The following is a 15,533-nucleotide window of genomic DNA, read 5'->3' as shown; positions in this document are numbered from 1 at the left end:
TTCCATGAAGGAAAAAGAATTGACGAGGGGACAACCTATTACATTTCGTATCCCTTCCGATACGCCTGATCAGATTATAAAACATTTGCAGCAGCTTAAACAAAGCGAAAGGCGGAACTTTTCAAGTAAGATCGCTGAGTACGTAATAAGCGGAGTTACTGACTCATTATCAAAGCAAAGGCAAACAATTACGATTCCACTACCAAAAAGCCTAGATAAAGCTCAAAGAGATTGGTTAAAACATGAACATTCTGAGGCACTATTAGGCAGTATTGTGTACCAACTATTATCTAACCCAATTCGAACTGCTTCTCTTATTACTTCGCTAAATAGTAATAGTCTAGCAATTGAAGAGGCTCTATATCTTCAAGAAGAAATGAATGAACTAGAGCCAGAATTGGAACCTGTTCAATCAAAAATTCGTACAAGCGAACCGAATGTAACGAATTTAGGTAGTATTGGAAGAAAGGCCGACCGTGATGATGATTTAGATAACTTTAATTGGGAAGCTGCAAGCAAAAGCGAAATCTCTGCGGCCAAAGAAGAAATTGAAGAGGAAGATATGGATAGTCTACTCGGAGATTTTCTTGCACAGATGAATAAATAAAAAATAAAAATGGGACCGGAAACTTTATTGTTCGGTCCCATTTTTCTAGTTATTGAATATCATTCTGAGAGATTTGAGACAGTGCTTCGCCAGCACTTTCATCTGACTGCTCTTGTACTGCTAAGTCACCCAGTGAAAGTATTCCTACAAGGTTCCCATTTTCTACGACTGGTAATCTTCTTATTTGATGTTGTGCCATTAAATTTGATGCTTCTTGAAGACTGGCGTTACAATCAATCGTCACAATATTATTAGACATTACTTGGGAAGCACTCGCGTTTCCACCTTGATTAATACCACGTAAAGCTAAATCTCGGTCTGTAATCATTCCAACTACTTGTCCATTTTCAACAACTGGAATTGCTCCAACATTTAAGGATTCCATTTTACTTGCCACTGATTGTAAAGAATCCTGGTTTGAACAACATTCAACGTTACTCGACATGACGTCTTTTACTCTCACAAAAAACACCTCCAAAAAATAACAAAGATATTAGAATATCTTTGTTTTTAAACAAAGTCCAAAAAAAAACTGATTATTAGACTGATTGCTAGCGCTTTGCTTGCAGTCTAAAATATTATTTGGAATATCTATTTAATTATTCGAAGCATTAGCAAATTTATATTGCATAATGTATGTTTACGAGTTTAAAGTAAGAAAATATTTTTATGCTGATTGTAGTGACTTTCTTTTAAGGAATTCAGGTAAAACGATACCGATTAATATTAAAATGATACCAAAATATTGTGGAGCTCCAACCGTTTCCTTTAATACAATCGCTGACATTAACGTAGCTGTCGGTAACTCTGCTGCCCCTAAAATAGAGGCAAGACCAGAACCTGTTAAAGGAACCCCTTTTGAAAACATTAAAGTAGAGAAAAATGGACCTAGAAAGCCAAGGATCAGCCCGTACTTTAATGAAAGTTCTGCAAATAAGTGCCAATTAGTGAAAAATGTAGGTGGGAGGAAGATCGCACAAATTATAAAACCACCTGTAATCATTAATGCCGTTTTTGTTATTGGGTTTGCTTTTAAAGCGATTCTACCGCTAAGTAATATAAAAGTACTGTACGAAACCGCAGACAACGCCCCAAATAAAACTCCTAACCAATTCAATGAACCAATTCCATCGGTTAAAACATTTGTCGCAAAAAACGTGCCAATAACGAGAGGAATCAATGAGAACAATTTACTTTTTTCAGGAAGTTTTCGATTGACTACTGATTCTAATAAAACGCCAATCCAAGTGAATTGGAACAACAGTACAATTGCTAATGATGCAGTAATATATTGCAAAGCCAAATAATAAAACATCCCTGTTAAGCCAGTAGTAACCCTAATACAACAAGCAATAAAACATCCTTCTTTGTAGGCTTTATATATTGTTCATTATTAGATTTAGCGGAGCTACTTTTATTAAAAAGTACGATGGACCATAACAATATAGCCCCAACAAACATTTGAATACCGACGACATCATTTACAATAAAACCATCACCATACGCCAATTTTACAAAGGTAGACAAAACGCCATAACAAACAGAACCAATAATGATATATAGTATACCTTTCAAAATAACACCCCGTTTTCATAAAAAGAAGTAAAGAGGGAAAACCAAAACCTCTTTACTTCTATCTAATTTCATATTTTGTTACCGTCTAGTTGAGCGAGATATTTCTCCGGTAATACTTCCTCCAGAGCCACTCGAACGCTTTCCGCATTGACTAGCTCCAGGCGTTAGCCCCTCGAGGTCATAAGCCAAAGCCCAATAAAGGTAAAAACCAACCTTTATCGTTCTTCGTCTTATGCTTGTCGGGGCTGATCAAACGCCTTGCGCATTTCGTATTTCGAATTACATTTCTTCTAAAATGCCCTTAACTAGGTTAACGAATTTCGTTCTAACCATGCTTGCTACTTCAATTACTTCTTCGTGGTTTAATGGTTGGTCTAGGATGCCACAAGCCATGTTTGTTAGGCAAGAGATACCTAAAACTTTCATACTTCCGTGAACAGCTACGATTGCTTCAGGAACCGTTGACATCCCAACAGAATCTGCACCAAGTGTACGGATCATACGGATTTCAGCAGGTGTTTCGTATGAAGGGCCACTCCACCAAGCATAAACACCTTGTTGTAATTTAAGATCTTGTTTCGCAGCAACATCTAATGCAAGGCTACGTAATTCTTTGTTATATACTTCAGAAACGTCAGGGAAGCGAGTTCCTAGTTCTGGGTTATTTGGTCCAATTAAAGGATTTGTTCCAACTAAATTAATATGATCAGTAATTAACATTAAATCGCCTGGGTTAAAGCTAGTGTTAACAGCCCCACAAGCATTAGTTACGATTAATTTTTCTACTCCAAGTGCTTTCATTACACGCACAGGGAACGTTACTTCATCTAAAGTAAAGCCTTCATAATAATGGAAACGGCCTTTCATTGCTACCACAGCTTGGCCTTTTAATTCACCGATTACTAATTCATTTGCGTGTCCAACTGCTTCAGACTTTGCAAAATGAGGAATTTCACTGTAAGGAATTACAACAGAGTTTTCGATTTCATCTGCAAGAGTCCCTAAGCCAGAACCCAATATTAATCCAACCGTTGGACGGTAGTTTGTTTTATTTAATATAAAATCTCTTGTTTCTAAAATATGTTCAGTTTTATGCATTTATTTTTCCTCCTAAAATGAGCGATCGGGATTGTAATAAGAATTCTAATAAATAATAATGCTTTCACCATAAGTCTAATGGATAATTCCTTACTTGTAAACAGACTAAAAATCATTTCGGTAAAAAGTTTATTCCTTTTTACTAAAAATGCTGTAAATATAACGTATAAATAGCTATACTTAATTCATAAAATATAAAAAGTTAAATGAATGTAAAATAAGATTATAGTTTTGGAGGAGTCAATGATCAGGCAATTTAAAGGCTATCAGTCGCCTAAAATCAAAAGTTTAAAGCTTTTATATAGTTTAATACGAAAATTAGGGCCAATTAAAGTTAGTTCATTAACTGAAATGACAGGATATAAACATACTACATGTGTACGGTTGTTAGATGAATTAGTACAGGAAGGGCTTATATATGACAGTGGTTTAGGGGTTTCTAGTGGTGGAAGGAGACCAGCAATGTATGTGATTAACCCAACTACATTCTACTTAATCGGTGTCGAAATCACGAATTTATATACAACAGTACTATTGCTTGACCTAAATCTAACAATTATCGATTCAAAAAAATTAAAAATGAGCAACGTAAGTACTGGAGAATATACTTTAAATTTTGTAACCAAAAGTGTAAGTGAATTATTAGATCAAAATCAGATTAGTAGGGGACAATTATTAGGTATTGGCATTGGAGTTTTAGACCCAATTGATCAAGAAAAGGGTGTAATTAAATCGGGATCATTTTTAGCAGATGGATGGGATGATTTAAATATTGTAAAGCATTTAGAAAAAGCTAATCATTGCCCAGTATTACTAAATAACGGAACAAATTTAGCTGCCCTAGCAGAGTACAGACTAAATTTCAGTAAAGAAAACGAAAATATTGTTTTTGTTTCGAGTGATATGGGAATTCGTTGTGGAATTATTCAACAAGGGAAATTAATAAGTAATAAGAACGAAATGGACGATGCTTTTGGACATATGATTGTTGATATTCATGGAAAGCTTTGTTCATGTGGTTCATATGGTTGTCTACAAGCGTACAGTAGTTTACCTGCAATTCGAGAAGAGGTAATCAAACGTGTTAAGCGCGGTGAGATTACTTCTTTGATGAGTGAATTAAACGATGTCGAAAATATTAGCTATCATCAAATTCTAGAAGCTTTAGAAAAGGAAGACCCACTTTGTTTAGAGGTCATAAAAGAGGCGGCTAATTACTTTGGAATTGGACTGACTAATCTTATTTATATTGTACGCCCTGATATTGTCATTTGTGGAGGTACATTAGTTCCAAAGCCATTATTTTTTGATGTAGCATGCGAAACAGCACAAGGAAGATTGAAAAATTATCCAAACAGCCCTGTTCAAATCATTAAATCATCGACAGCGTATAATATCGTTGCACAAGGAGCGGGTTGTATCGTATTTGATCAATTTACAGAGGAAACTATGTAATAAAAACTAAAAGCCGTTAATGCTCTACCTGGGAACAGATAGAGGTTAACGGTTTTTTTATGAAATTTTTTTTCAGTAAATAGTGATAAAAGAATTAATTAGTAAATTGATTAACGATTTCCATGGAAATTAATAAGAAGTGATAACGTTTACAAAAAACGCTTGCAATCCTGTACGTACAAGAATATACTAATCTTGTACGTACAGGACGAACTTAAATGTTATAAAATAAATAATAGATTGCTCGAGGAGGGGATATCATGAGCCGATTTAGTGATGAAGCAAAACAATTACTTCAGTACATTGGTGGTAAAGAAAACATCGCTACCGTAACTCATTGTGCAACACGAATGCGTTTTGTGCTGAAAGACGTTAAAAAAGCTGATGAAAAAATGATTCAAGAAATTAAAATAGTTAAAGGTACTTTTACGCAAGCAGGGCAATTTCAAGTAATTATCGGTAATGAAGTATCTATTTTTTATAATGAATTTGTAAAATTAGCTGGGGTAGAGGAAACTTCAAAAGATGAAGCTAAAATAGCAGCAAGGCAAAATATGACATGGATTCAAAGATTACTTGCTCACCTAGCGGAAATCTTTTCACCACTAATTCCAGCCATTGTTGTTGGGGGTCTAATCTTAGGATTCCGTAACATAATTGGGGATATTAAACTACTAGATCATGGTACTAAAACGCTTGTTGAAACCTCTCAATTTTGGGCGGGAACACATTCTTTTTTATGGTTGATCGGTGAAGCCATTTTTCATTTCTTACCAGTTGGTATTACATGGTCAATTACAAAGAAAATGGGTACGACTCAAATTCTGGGGATTGTTTTAGGTATTACACTTGTTTCACCACAACTACTAAATGCATACGCAGTAGCAGGTGGGGCAGTACCACCAGTTTGGGACTTTGGTTTTGCTAAAATCGATATGATTGGTTATCAAGCGCAAGTTATTCCAGCTATTTTAGCCGGTTTCACTTTAGCGATTTTAGAGACAAATATTCGAAAAATCGTTCCAAGTGCAATTTCAATGATTGTGGTACCGTTCTTTGCACTAGTACCAACAGTGTTAATTGCACATGTAGTATTAGGTCCGATTGGTTGGAAAATTGGTTCAGCTATCTCACATTTAGTCTATTCAGGATTAACATCTTCATTTGGATGGCTCTTTGCCTTAGTTTTTGGATTCTTCTATGCACCACTAGTTATAACAGGATTGCATCATATGACTAATGCAATCGATCTTCAACTAATGAGTCAGCTTAACGGAACAAATCTGTGGCCGATGATCGCTTTATCAAATATTGCACAAGGTTCAGCTGTTTTAGCAATCATTTATTTGAATAGAAAGAATGAGGAAGAAAAGCAAGTATCAATACCTGCTGCTATCTCTTGTTTCTTAGGGGTAACAGAGCCAGCAATGTTTGGTATTAACTTAAAGTATGCTTATCCATTCGTAGCTGCTATGATTGGCTCTGGTATAGCTGCTATTGTTTCAGTTGGTTCAGGTGTAATGGCGAATTCGATTGGTGTTGGAGGCCTTCCAGCAATTTTATCTATTCAGCCTAAACATATTGGAATGTTTTCAATCGCTATGCTAGTTGCAGTCGTTGTCCCATTCATTTTAACGATTATCTTTAACAAGAAAAAACTGCTAGTGAAAAACTCATAATTATTTAAGGGGAAGGAAATCTATTTTCCTTCCTTTCGAATTTATTTATAAATCAAGGAGATTATCAAAATGAAGGATTTTAAGAACAGTGTTGTATACCAAATTTATCCTAAGTCTTTTTATGATTCGAATGGAGATGGTTTTGGAGACTTAAGAGGAGTTACAAAAAAGCTTGATTATTTAAAAGAATTAGGTGTTGACTACATTTGGCTTACTCCATTTTATGTATCTCCTCAAAATGATAATGGTTATGATGTCGCGGACTATCGAAAGATTGATCCAGCATACGGAACAATGGAAGATTTTGATGAATTAGTGAAGGCTGCGAAACGTTGTGATATAGAAATAATGCTGGATATGGTATTTAATCATACTTCATCAGAAAATGAGTGGTTTAAGAAAGCCCTTGATGGAGATAAAAAATATAAAAATTATTATATTTTTAGAGAAGAAAAGGACGGGAAAGAGCCAACGAATTGGCTCTCCAAATTTGGTGGTTCAACTTGGGAAAAAGTTGAGAATTCAAATGAATATTATCTGCATCTCTTTGATAAAACCCAACCAGATTTAAACTGGGAAAATGATGAGGTACAAAACGAAATATTCGATATTGTTAATTTCTGGATTGATAAAGGAGTAAAAGGATTTCGTTTGGATGTAATTAATCTGATTTCTAAACCAAAAGTTATGGTTGATGACGAAACAGGTGACGGCAGAAAATACTATACAGACGGACCTCGAATTCATGAGTATTTAAAGAAATTAAATAATGAGACGTTTGGCAAGAACGAAGAAATCATTACTGTCGGTGAAATGTCTTCAACTTCAATTGACCATTGTATTCGATACTCAAATCCGTCTGAGAATGAGTTATCGATGGTTTTTAGCTTCCATCATTTAAAAATTGACTATAAAGATGGGCAAAAATGGTCATTAATGGATTTTGATTTTATGTCACTTAAGTCAATTCTGGATCAGTGGCAAAAAGGTATGCAATCAGGAAATGGATGGAACGCCTTATTTTGGTGTAACCATGACCAACCGCGTATTGTTTCACGAATTGGAAACGATCAAAAGTATCATAAAGAATCAGCCAAAATGCTTGCTACTTCAATGCATTTATTAAGGGGGACTCCTTATATTTACCAAGGTGAAGAAATTGGAATGCCTAATCCTAAATTTGACATAATTGAAGAATATCGAGATGTAGAAAGCTTAAATTATTATAAAATATTAAAAGAAAATGGTGTTCCAGAAAGTGAAATACTAGCCATTTTAAAGAGCAAATCAAGAGATAATTCTCGTACGCCTATGCAATGGAATGATTCAATAAATGCAGGATTCACAACTGGAACACCTTGGATTTCAACAGGAAAAGATTACGAACAAATAAATGTCGAAAAGTCTCTAGTTGATGAAGATTCAGTGTTTCATCATTATAAAAAACTAATTAATTTAAGAAAAGAATTCGACATTATTTCGACAGGTACGTATGATTCTTTATTACTAAATCATGAACAAATCTTTGCATATACTCGTAAGCTGGGTAATCAAATGTTGTTAGTCGTTAATAATTTTTATGGCGAAGATACTCATTTTAAATTACCAGAAAATATTGCTATTGGGGAGTATAACAAGCAGATACTAATTTCAAATTATAATGATTCTAGCCAGGATTTAACCGAATTTACGTTACGCCCATATGAGTCTATTTGTTACCTTCTTGAGAAAAATGTGAGAATATAATAAAATTTTTCTAGGTGATGAAAATGAACGCAAAGTATATTTCGATCTATCATAAGTTAATTGAACAGATTGAAAAAGGGGCTTTTACAGTTGGTAGTAAAATACCTTCAGAAAAGTCATTAATGGAGCAATTTGATGTTTCTAGAGATACAATTAGAAAATCCTTACAAATGCTTGAGCAAAACGGTTATATAAATAAAGTCAAAGGTAAAGGTTCGTTTATTTTAGACACTGCAAAATTAAATTTCCCGGTAACAGGTTTGATTAGTTTTAAAGAATTATCAAACCAAATTGGAAGAGAAGCAGAAACGATTGTAGAAATTCTTGAAAAGAAGTGGCCTAGTAAATTTATAAGAGAACAACTAGAAATAGATGACCAAACAGCGATTTGGAAAGTAGTTAGAGCTCGAAAAATCAACGGAAAAAAAATAATTTTGGACAAAGAGTACTACAATAGTGCATATGTCGAAAAACTTTCAAGGTCAATTTGCGAAGGGTCAATTTTTGACTATATAGAAAATACTCTACACTTAAATATTGGCTTTGCGAAAAAAGAAATTGTAGTACAAGCTTGTACTGAAGATGACCAAAAATATTTAGACTTAGATGGCTATGATATGGTAGTAGTTGTAAATACTTTCGTCTATTTAGACGATGGTTCCCTATTACAATACGGTCAATCTAGACATCGCCCTGATAAGTTCAAATTTGTTGATTTTGCTAGAAGAATTCAACAGGTTAATGAATGAACTTAAAGCCTTATTCAATTTAGACTGTACCCCTTAAAATTGATGAAGAAAAAACCCTGTGTTTTGGAAACTTCGAATTTAAGGGGGTGTTTTTTATGGGTAAAAAGTTCTTACGTGGTTTGTCCCATATAATTGTGTCATAAGAAATATGGAAAAACGGGTTAATAGGTCAACATGAAATAAAGAGTTATTTCCAAAAGAAAATAACTCAGTTTTTTACATTTCTATTTTTTAGGTTCCTAACCATTGTGATTGTTACTTTTCTCTTATCAAACTAAAGCATGCGACTTTACTTCTTTAACGTTAAATACTTATATAAATTCTTTTTAATTCTTTCTATAAAACTTTGCTTAACAATAGGTTTTCCAATGAAAAAGCGGTTTTTGTTTTGATTCATCTGCAAATTCTCTTTTATATAATCAAGTTTTTCTGAAACCAAATTTAATTCTGTTAGTGATTTTTCTATTGAAGGGAATGGGAACATCTCAGTCTGATCATATGAGTAAATATAGTCGTCACTCTCAAAAACATCATGACTTCGTGTTTCTGATTCTGTAAACGCATGTACACTGTCACTAGTATAAAAAATCGATTCGCCAATTTTTCTTGCTGGATTGCCCGCATATGAAGAATTAGATTCAATTTTTTTCCCACTAACTACCGACATGCCTCCGATAATACTGCCTGAACCAATTTGAGTTCCTTTCAAAATAAAAGCATGTTGACCAATCCAAACATGATCGCCAATATAAATGCTTTTACTTGGGTTAACTCTTTTCTTTGTGAAAGAATCATAAATTAGATGTGGGTCCGCTGTTCTAAACCAACAGTCGAATGAAATTAAACAACCTTCTCCTACAATAACATTCTTTTGTTCTGAAATAATTATATTTAATTTGTTGTTAAAATAATTATCTCTTCCAAAAAATAATACTGAATTATTGTAAACAATTGCATTGAGTATGTAATTAAACCTGTTTTTACAAAGAAAAATAATTGTGTCATTTCCATTAAACTCAATATTACTATCTACTAAATGAACATTTTCATTATCACAATATAGAAGATTTCCTTTTCCTCTAAATATTATTTTTGAATTTGTTAGTTTAGGTTTCCCTATTATCTTATTCTCTTTTAACTCCTCTATTTGTATTGTTTCATTAATAATTTCCATAGTGTATTCCCTTTCACTTTGAACAAGAATTTGTTCCGACCTAGATAATTTGGCGCTTACTTTAGTATTGCCACTTTTACAACTACATCAAAAGGTATTCATGATATTAATATTAAAACAACTCCCAGAGTAAATCACTAATCCTATAAGTGAAAGAGATTATTTTATGTACCAAATTTAAAAACTACTATCATTCTTGCTTAGAAAAAGAGAGATTAAGTAATTTGCTTGTTAGTCATGTTATAATAAAAGACTTGATAGCGCGTTGTGCGCATAATGGATTTAGCAGTTATTTCATAGAAAAAGATCAAAATCTGCAGTTTTGTCTAACAGGTCACACTATAATAATTGATTATGGAAATAATGAGTAAAAAAGAGAATGAATGGATGGTCTTATGGATAAAGAAATGAATCTAAAAATTAAACAAAAGTTTGTAAAAGATTATAAAAATGGGTATCCACTAATTTCAAAAGAATCGATCGTGAATAGTAATGATTTCATTAATGAAGGAACAATAATAAATCTAGTAGATGAACGTAATGGTTTTATTGGAACGGGTTACTATGGAAAGCAAAATAAGGGTTTAGGTTGGATTCTTAGCCTGAAGGAGCATGAAAAGATTGGTCCTAAGTTCTTTGAAGATAAAATTAAACAAGCAATCGAAAACCGCCAACATTTTTTTAATAGCTCTGATACGACAGCATTTAGAGTATTTAATGGAGAAGGCGATGGGATTGGCGGATTAACAATTGATTTTTTTGACGGATTTTATTTAATTAGTTGGTATAGCGAAGGAATCTATCAATTCAAAGATTGGGTTATTCAAGCAATAAAGAATATTGTCGAATTCAAAGGGATTTATCAGAAAAAGCGCTTTGATACAAAAGGTCAGTATATTGAAGAAGATGATTTTGTGATGGGGGAAAGAGGTCAATTTCCTATTATCGTAAAGGAAAATGGAGTTAATTTCGCTATTTATTTAAATGATGGCGCAATGGTAGGCGTATTTTTGGATCAACGTGAAGTTAGAAAACTAATTCGAGATAAATATGCTTACGATAAAACAGTTTTAAATACTTTCTCCTATACAGGGGCATTCTCAGTTTTTGCAGCAGTTGGAGGGGCAAGTAAGACTACTAGTGTTGACTTAGCAAATCGGAGCTTAGATAAAACAAAAGAACAATTTAAAATTAATGGAATTGACCCTGCTACCGAGAGCATAGTCGTTGAGGATGTATTTCATTACTTTAAATATGCAGTTAAAAAGAACCTTACATTTGATATGGTTATTCTAGATCCACCAAGCTTTGCAAGATCTAAAAAACATACCTTTAGTGCCGAAAAGGACTATAAGAACCTGTTGAAAGAAGCGATTACGATTACAGAAAATGATGGTGTAATTGTTGCTTCAACAAACTGTAGTACTTTTGGAATGAATAAATTTAAAGGGTTTATTGACACAGCGTTTAAAGAACTAGGCGGGCAATATAAATTAATGGAGGAATTCAGCCTACCTAATGACTTTAAAACAACTAAGCACTTTAAAGAAGGTAACTATTTAAAAGTCGTATTTATTCGTAAAATTAAGTAAAAAAATGGACTGACAGATAGATGTCAGTCCTACTTTTTTACTTTGAAGTTGCTTTTTGTTCATATAATTTGATCACTTCAATCATAACATTCGTTGCTTTAACCATATTGTCGATTGAAATGTACTCAAATTTGCCGTGGTAGTTTTCTCCACCTGTAAAAATATTTGGAGTAGGTAGTCCCATATATGAAAGCTGTGAACCATCTGTGCCACCACGAATTGGTTCTACAATTGGTGTAATTTCCAAGTTTGTCATTGCTTCGTGAGCAATATCAACAATCTCTTTAACAGGTAAGATTTTCTCACCCATATTATAGTACTGGTCTTTTAACTCTAAAATAATGCTGTTTTCACCATGTGTTTCTTTTAATTGATTTACAATATTCGACAATGTCTCTTTTCGATTAGCAAATTTTGTTTTATCATGATCTCTAATAATGTAGTGCATTTTAGTTAGCTCTACATCACCTTCAATTGATACTAGATGATAAAAGCCTTCGTAACCTTCAGTTGATTCTGGCGCTTCTTCTGCAGGCAATAAATTATTTATTTCCATGGCAATTTTCATAGAATTTATCATTTTACCTTTAGCAGTACCTGGGTGCACATTTTTACCTTTTACTGTAATCATTGCACCTGCAGCATTAAAGCTCTCGTATTGAAGCTCTCCTAGTGGACCACCGTCCATTGTGTAAGCATATTTAGCATCAAATGCTTTTACATCAAATTTATGTGGGCCTCTACCGATCTCTTCATCTGGTGTAAATGATACTCTTATTTTGCCGTGTTTGATTTCAGGATGCTGAACTAAATACTCCATTGCAGTCATAATTTCAGCGATGCCAGCCTTATTATCTGCACCAAGTAATGTTGTTCCATCAGTTGTCATTAATGTATGGCCTATATATTTAGTTAACTCTGGTGAATGGCTTGGAGATAAAACGACATTTAAACTTTCATTTAAAACGATGTCATTCCCATCATAGTTTTCAACTAGCTGAGGGTTAACATTCTTTCCTGTAAAGTCTGTCGCCGTGTCTAAATGTGCTAAAAATCCAATTGTCGGAATATCTTTGTCGGAATTTGCCGGAAGTGTAGCCATTACATAACCATTGTCATCCATTGTTACGTCAACTAATCCAACTTTGTTTAACTCTTCCACTAGCATGCGGCCCAAAGTTAACTGGCCAGGTGTAGAAGGGCATGTTTCACTACTTGCATTTGATTGTGTATCAACTTTTGCATAACTAATTAAACGATTAATTAACTCATTTTTCATATGAAAATCTCCTTTTATACATTTCATAATCCGTTGGTAATACGCTTTCATTTTTATTGTAGTTCTTTCTTTATTTGAAAGTAAAATATTACGCAACTCTCTTACTATTTAAAAAGCTTTTAGCAATTAAAAACTGTGCTGAGTAGTAGGTGATCATGATTAATTCGTGACCATATTTAACGCTTTCTACAAATAGATCCCACGATAATATAGAATCTGAAATGATAAATAATAGGCTCCCCAAAATAGCCCATTTGTTTCCAGTCATTATGGCTGTAAATACCATCATTGAAATTGCTACTGAATAGGCTATTACAGGAATAACTAAGTTTTCCTGGCCACTTTCGTTTAAAGAGCTTACTAAATTAGAGCATAGAAAAAACGCATAAATTGCAATTGGAATAATCGATAGTAAGCGATAAATTGAAAATTTCCATCCTGATATAAAACCGGCAGCGTAAAACAAATGCCCAATTAGAAAAGCACTTAAACCGACAACAAACCATATTAACGTTCCGTCACCAATCATACAAAAAATAAGACCTAAAAGTATGAGAGTACGATATTTAGTTGATTGATAAGGAAGTTGTGAAAAGGCAAAACTAATAATCAACACCATTGGAATTATCTTAAATAGTATTTTTATGCTGACAGGCTCTGAAGGAATAAAAAAGATATAGAGAATACCAAAAAACAAAATAAGAATAGGTAAATACCTCTTCAAAATAAAATTACCCCTTTCTAACTATTTCCTTTTTACTAAATATTATCAGTGAAAAGTGAAAAGAATGCTATTAGAAAAACGAAAGGGTAATCTATTAAACTATAAAAAAAGCAAACCGGAAAGGTTTGCTTTTTACGCGATCGCTATTCCATATGAGTGAGCAATCTGCCCATTTGTACTAGAAGATTTAGCAATAATAACTGTCGTTCCAACATTTATTTGATCGAATAACCACTCAATCTCACTATTATGCATTCGAATACAGCCGTGACTAACTGATTTACCAATTGAGCTCTCATTAGCATTTCCGTGTATTCCATATGAGCTTCCAGGAGAACTTCCCATACTTAAGCCCATCCATCTTTTACCTAGTGGATTATTTGGAGCTCCGCCAGGAATATTTTCCTTATACCAAGGTCTATTTTTAATCTTGTTTAAGATTTTAAACTTTCCAGTAGGTGTAGGAGAGGAGGCTTTTCCTGTTGCTACACTAAATGTTTTTACTAGTTTTCCCTTGTTGTAATATGAAAGTTTATTTGTTTTTGTATTAACAATAATTAGCTGCCCATTCGAAAGAGGTTGGGAGCTCTTTGCCTCAGTAAATGAAGGCTTACTTTGGTTTCCAGCAGCGTCAATTGATTGAACTTTTATAGGAGTAAATACTTTTAACTTACTGACCTTAAAAGTATAACTACCATTCTTTGTTGCAGCCGTTTTAGCTGTATATTTACCGTTTAGATATAGTTTAACAGAAGCATTTGGTTCTGTTTTTCCACTAATGACAGTGGCATTTTCTTTAACTGTTTGGATTGTAGGTGCTGAAGGTGCAGTACGATCTAATACACGAATTGAAACAGGTTTACTTTGATTTTTACTCTTATCGACTGCAACGACTTGAAGAACTGTGTTTGCCTTTTGCTTCGCCATTTTAATAGTAAACTTACCTGCCGAGTTAACTTTACCCTTTGCTAATACTTTCTTGTTTAAGTAAATGAGAACATCAGCATTCGGTTCCGATTTACCGGATATGCTTTGTGATTGATCTGATATTGAAGGTATGGAAGTGATAGAAGGTGCGATTACATCTGAAACATATGATGTAGCAGTTTTACTTTTTAATCCAATTGAAACACCAACTGCATTTATTTTAGTAAATTCTTTTAGAGGTTTAGTATTGAATTGAAAATTGCCTTTTGTATCCGTTTGTAAAGTGCTTACAAGTTTATTATTGTTGAATATTTGGACGCTACTGTTTGCTAAAAAGGCTCCTGTAATGGATGTAGATTTATTTGTAATTGGGTTAATTTTTGGAGTTGGTAAATCTTTAATCATAAATTTAATCGTCTGGTCTGAAACGGCTAGAGTTTGATCATCTAATGTAACTGAACTTAGTTGATAAGTACCTTTTATAAAAGAAGCTGTAATACCTATTTTTCCAGCATAGTAAAGATCTGAAGACGATGGATTTTTTAGTAAAACTTCTGTCAAATTAGTCCCGTTTTTAAATGTGAGAGTTACATTGTTGAAGTGTTCTTTAGTTGTTAATCCGACTTCAATCGATTGTCCAAATGTGGCTTCAGTAGTGTTTAAATTTAGATTATCTATATAATTTGATAATTCATCATCACTAAAACTTTGTGAAAAAGAAGTCGCGTTGGCTGTGGGTAATAGTACTAAAAAAACCCCTAAAATTACAGATATAATCTTATTAATCATCGTCTCTCTCCTTATATATGGAATTAATTACTAAATTTGCCATATGGAGAGTGAATTCCTTTGTTTTCTTAGTAAAATAAAACGTCAATTTTCTGCAAAAAAAGAACATTTGTTGAAAAAACAGGAAGAACAGAGAATA

General features: G+C 33.4%; 14 protein-coding genes. 6 read left to right on the top strand and 8 right to left on the bottom strand.

All coding sequences use genetic code 11. The features are described 5' to 3' along the window. Window positions 1–4: 4 nt before the first annotated feature. On the top strand, window positions 5–607 hold the full coding sequence (locus COI44_RS01290) for a hypothetical protein (protein ID WP_098426293.1): 603 nt from the start codon (window positions 5–7) through the stop codon (window positions 605–607). A 49-nt stretch (window positions 608–656) separates the two neighbouring features. Here the strand turns inward: COI44_RS01290 and COI44_RS01285 are convergent, their stop codons facing one another. From COI44_RS01285 to COI44_RS01275, 4 genes are all read right to left on the bottom strand, one after another. Beyond that, a complete protein-coding gene (locus COI44_RS01285; protein WP_098426328.1) occupies window positions 657–1,052 on the bottom strand; it encodes a CBS domain-containing protein in 396 nt (131 codons plus the stop codon). Between the two features lie 222 nt (window positions 1,053–1,274). After that, a complete protein-coding gene (locus COI44_RS01280; protein WP_286163696.1) occupies window positions 1,275–1,910 on the bottom strand; it encodes an EamA family transporter in 636 nt (211 codons plus the stop codon). A 17-nt stretch (window positions 1,911–1,927) separates the two neighbouring features. After that, window positions 1,928–2,182: an EamA family transporter gene (locus tag COI44_RS24410; RefSeq protein WP_286163695.1), complete on the bottom strand. Its 255-nt coding sequence runs from the start codon at window positions 2,180–2,182 to the stop codon at window positions 1,928–1,930. Between the two features lie 279 nt (window positions 2,183–2,461). Continuing rightward, entirely contained in the window at window positions 2,462–3,280 is an 819-nt protein-coding gene (locus tag COI44_RS01275; protein ID WP_098426292.1) for a purine-nucleoside phosphorylase, read from the bottom strand. A gap of 243 nt (window positions 3,281–3,523) precedes the next feature. Here COI44_RS01275 and COI44_RS01270 point away from each other — a divergent pair, with 243 nt between their 5' ends. From COI44_RS01270 to treR, 4 genes are all read left to right on the top strand, one after another. Then, a complete protein-coding gene (locus tag COI44_RS01270; RefSeq protein WP_098426291.1) occupies window positions 3,524–4,735 on the top strand; it encodes an ROK family transcriptional regulator in 1,212 nt (403 codons plus the stop codon). Window positions 4,736–4,995: 260 nt separating this feature from the next. Beyond that, complete coding sequence (gene treP / locus COI44_RS01265) at window positions 4,996–6,414, top strand: PTS system trehalose-specific EIIBC component (RefSeq protein ID WP_098426290.1); 1,419 nt, start codon at window positions 4,996–4,998, stop codon at window positions 6,412–6,414. Between the two features lie 69 nt (window positions 6,415–6,483). Then, window positions 6,484–8,160 (top strand): alpha,alpha-phosphotrehalase, encoded by a 1,677-nt coding sequence (gene treC, locus COI44_RS01260; protein ID WP_098426289.1) that lies wholly within the window; start codon window positions 6,484–6,486, stop codon window positions 8,158–8,160. A gap of 23 nt (window positions 8,161–8,183) precedes the next feature. Next, window positions 8,184–8,909, top strand: a complete 726-nt coding sequence (treR, locus tag COI44_RS01255) for a trehalose operon repressor (protein ID WP_098426288.1) — start codon at window positions 8,184–8,186, stop codon at window positions 8,907–8,909. Window positions 8,910–9,198: 289 nt separating this feature from the next. On the opposite strand, the gene COI44_RS01250 is transcribed toward treR, so the two are convergent. Further along, on the bottom strand, window positions 9,199–10,083 hold the full coding sequence (locus COI44_RS01250; protein WP_098426287.1) for an acyltransferase: 885 nt from the start codon (window positions 10,081–10,083) through the stop codon (window positions 9,199–9,201). 395 nt (window positions 10,084–10,478) lie between these two features. On the opposite strand from COI44_RS01250, the gene COI44_RS01245 reads away from it, so the two are divergent. Further along, on the top strand, window positions 10,479–11,675 hold the full coding sequence (locus COI44_RS01245; protein WP_098426327.1) for a class I SAM-dependent rRNA methyltransferase: 1,197 nt from the start codon (window positions 10,479–10,481) through the stop codon (window positions 11,673–11,675). Between the two features lie 37 nt (window positions 11,676–11,712). On the opposite strand, the gene pepT is transcribed toward COI44_RS01245, so the two are convergent. The 3 genes from pepT to COI44_RS23985 all read right to left on the bottom strand — a co-directional run bounded on the left by pepT (window position 11,713) and on the right by COI44_RS23985 (window position 15,394). After that, complete coding sequence (gene pepT, locus COI44_RS01240) at window positions 11,713–12,954, bottom strand: peptidase T (RefSeq protein WP_098426286.1); 1,242 nt, start codon at window positions 12,952–12,954, stop codon at window positions 11,713–11,715. Between the two features lie 88 nt (window positions 12,955–13,042). Continuing rightward, window positions 13,043–13,678 (bottom strand): lysoplasmalogenase, encoded by a 636-nt coding sequence (locus tag COI44_RS01235; RefSeq protein WP_098426285.1) that lies wholly within the window; start codon window positions 13,676–13,678, stop codon window positions 13,043–13,045. Window positions 13,679–13,810: 132 nt separating this feature from the next. After that, window positions 13,811–15,394 (bottom strand): L,D-transpeptidase, encoded by a 1,584-nt coding sequence (locus COI44_RS23985; protein WP_179886968.1) that lies wholly within the window; start codon window positions 15,392–15,394, stop codon window positions 13,811–13,813. Window positions 15,395–15,533 lie beyond the last annotated feature (139 nt).

The organism is Bacillus sp. AFS088145 (assembly GCF_002564465.1).
Lineage (GTDB): Bacteria > Bacillota > Bacilli > Bacillales > Bacillaceae_G > Gottfriedia.
The sequence above is the reverse complement of the archived record's forward strand: the minus strand, read 5'-3'. Positions and strand labels throughout refer to the sequence as shown.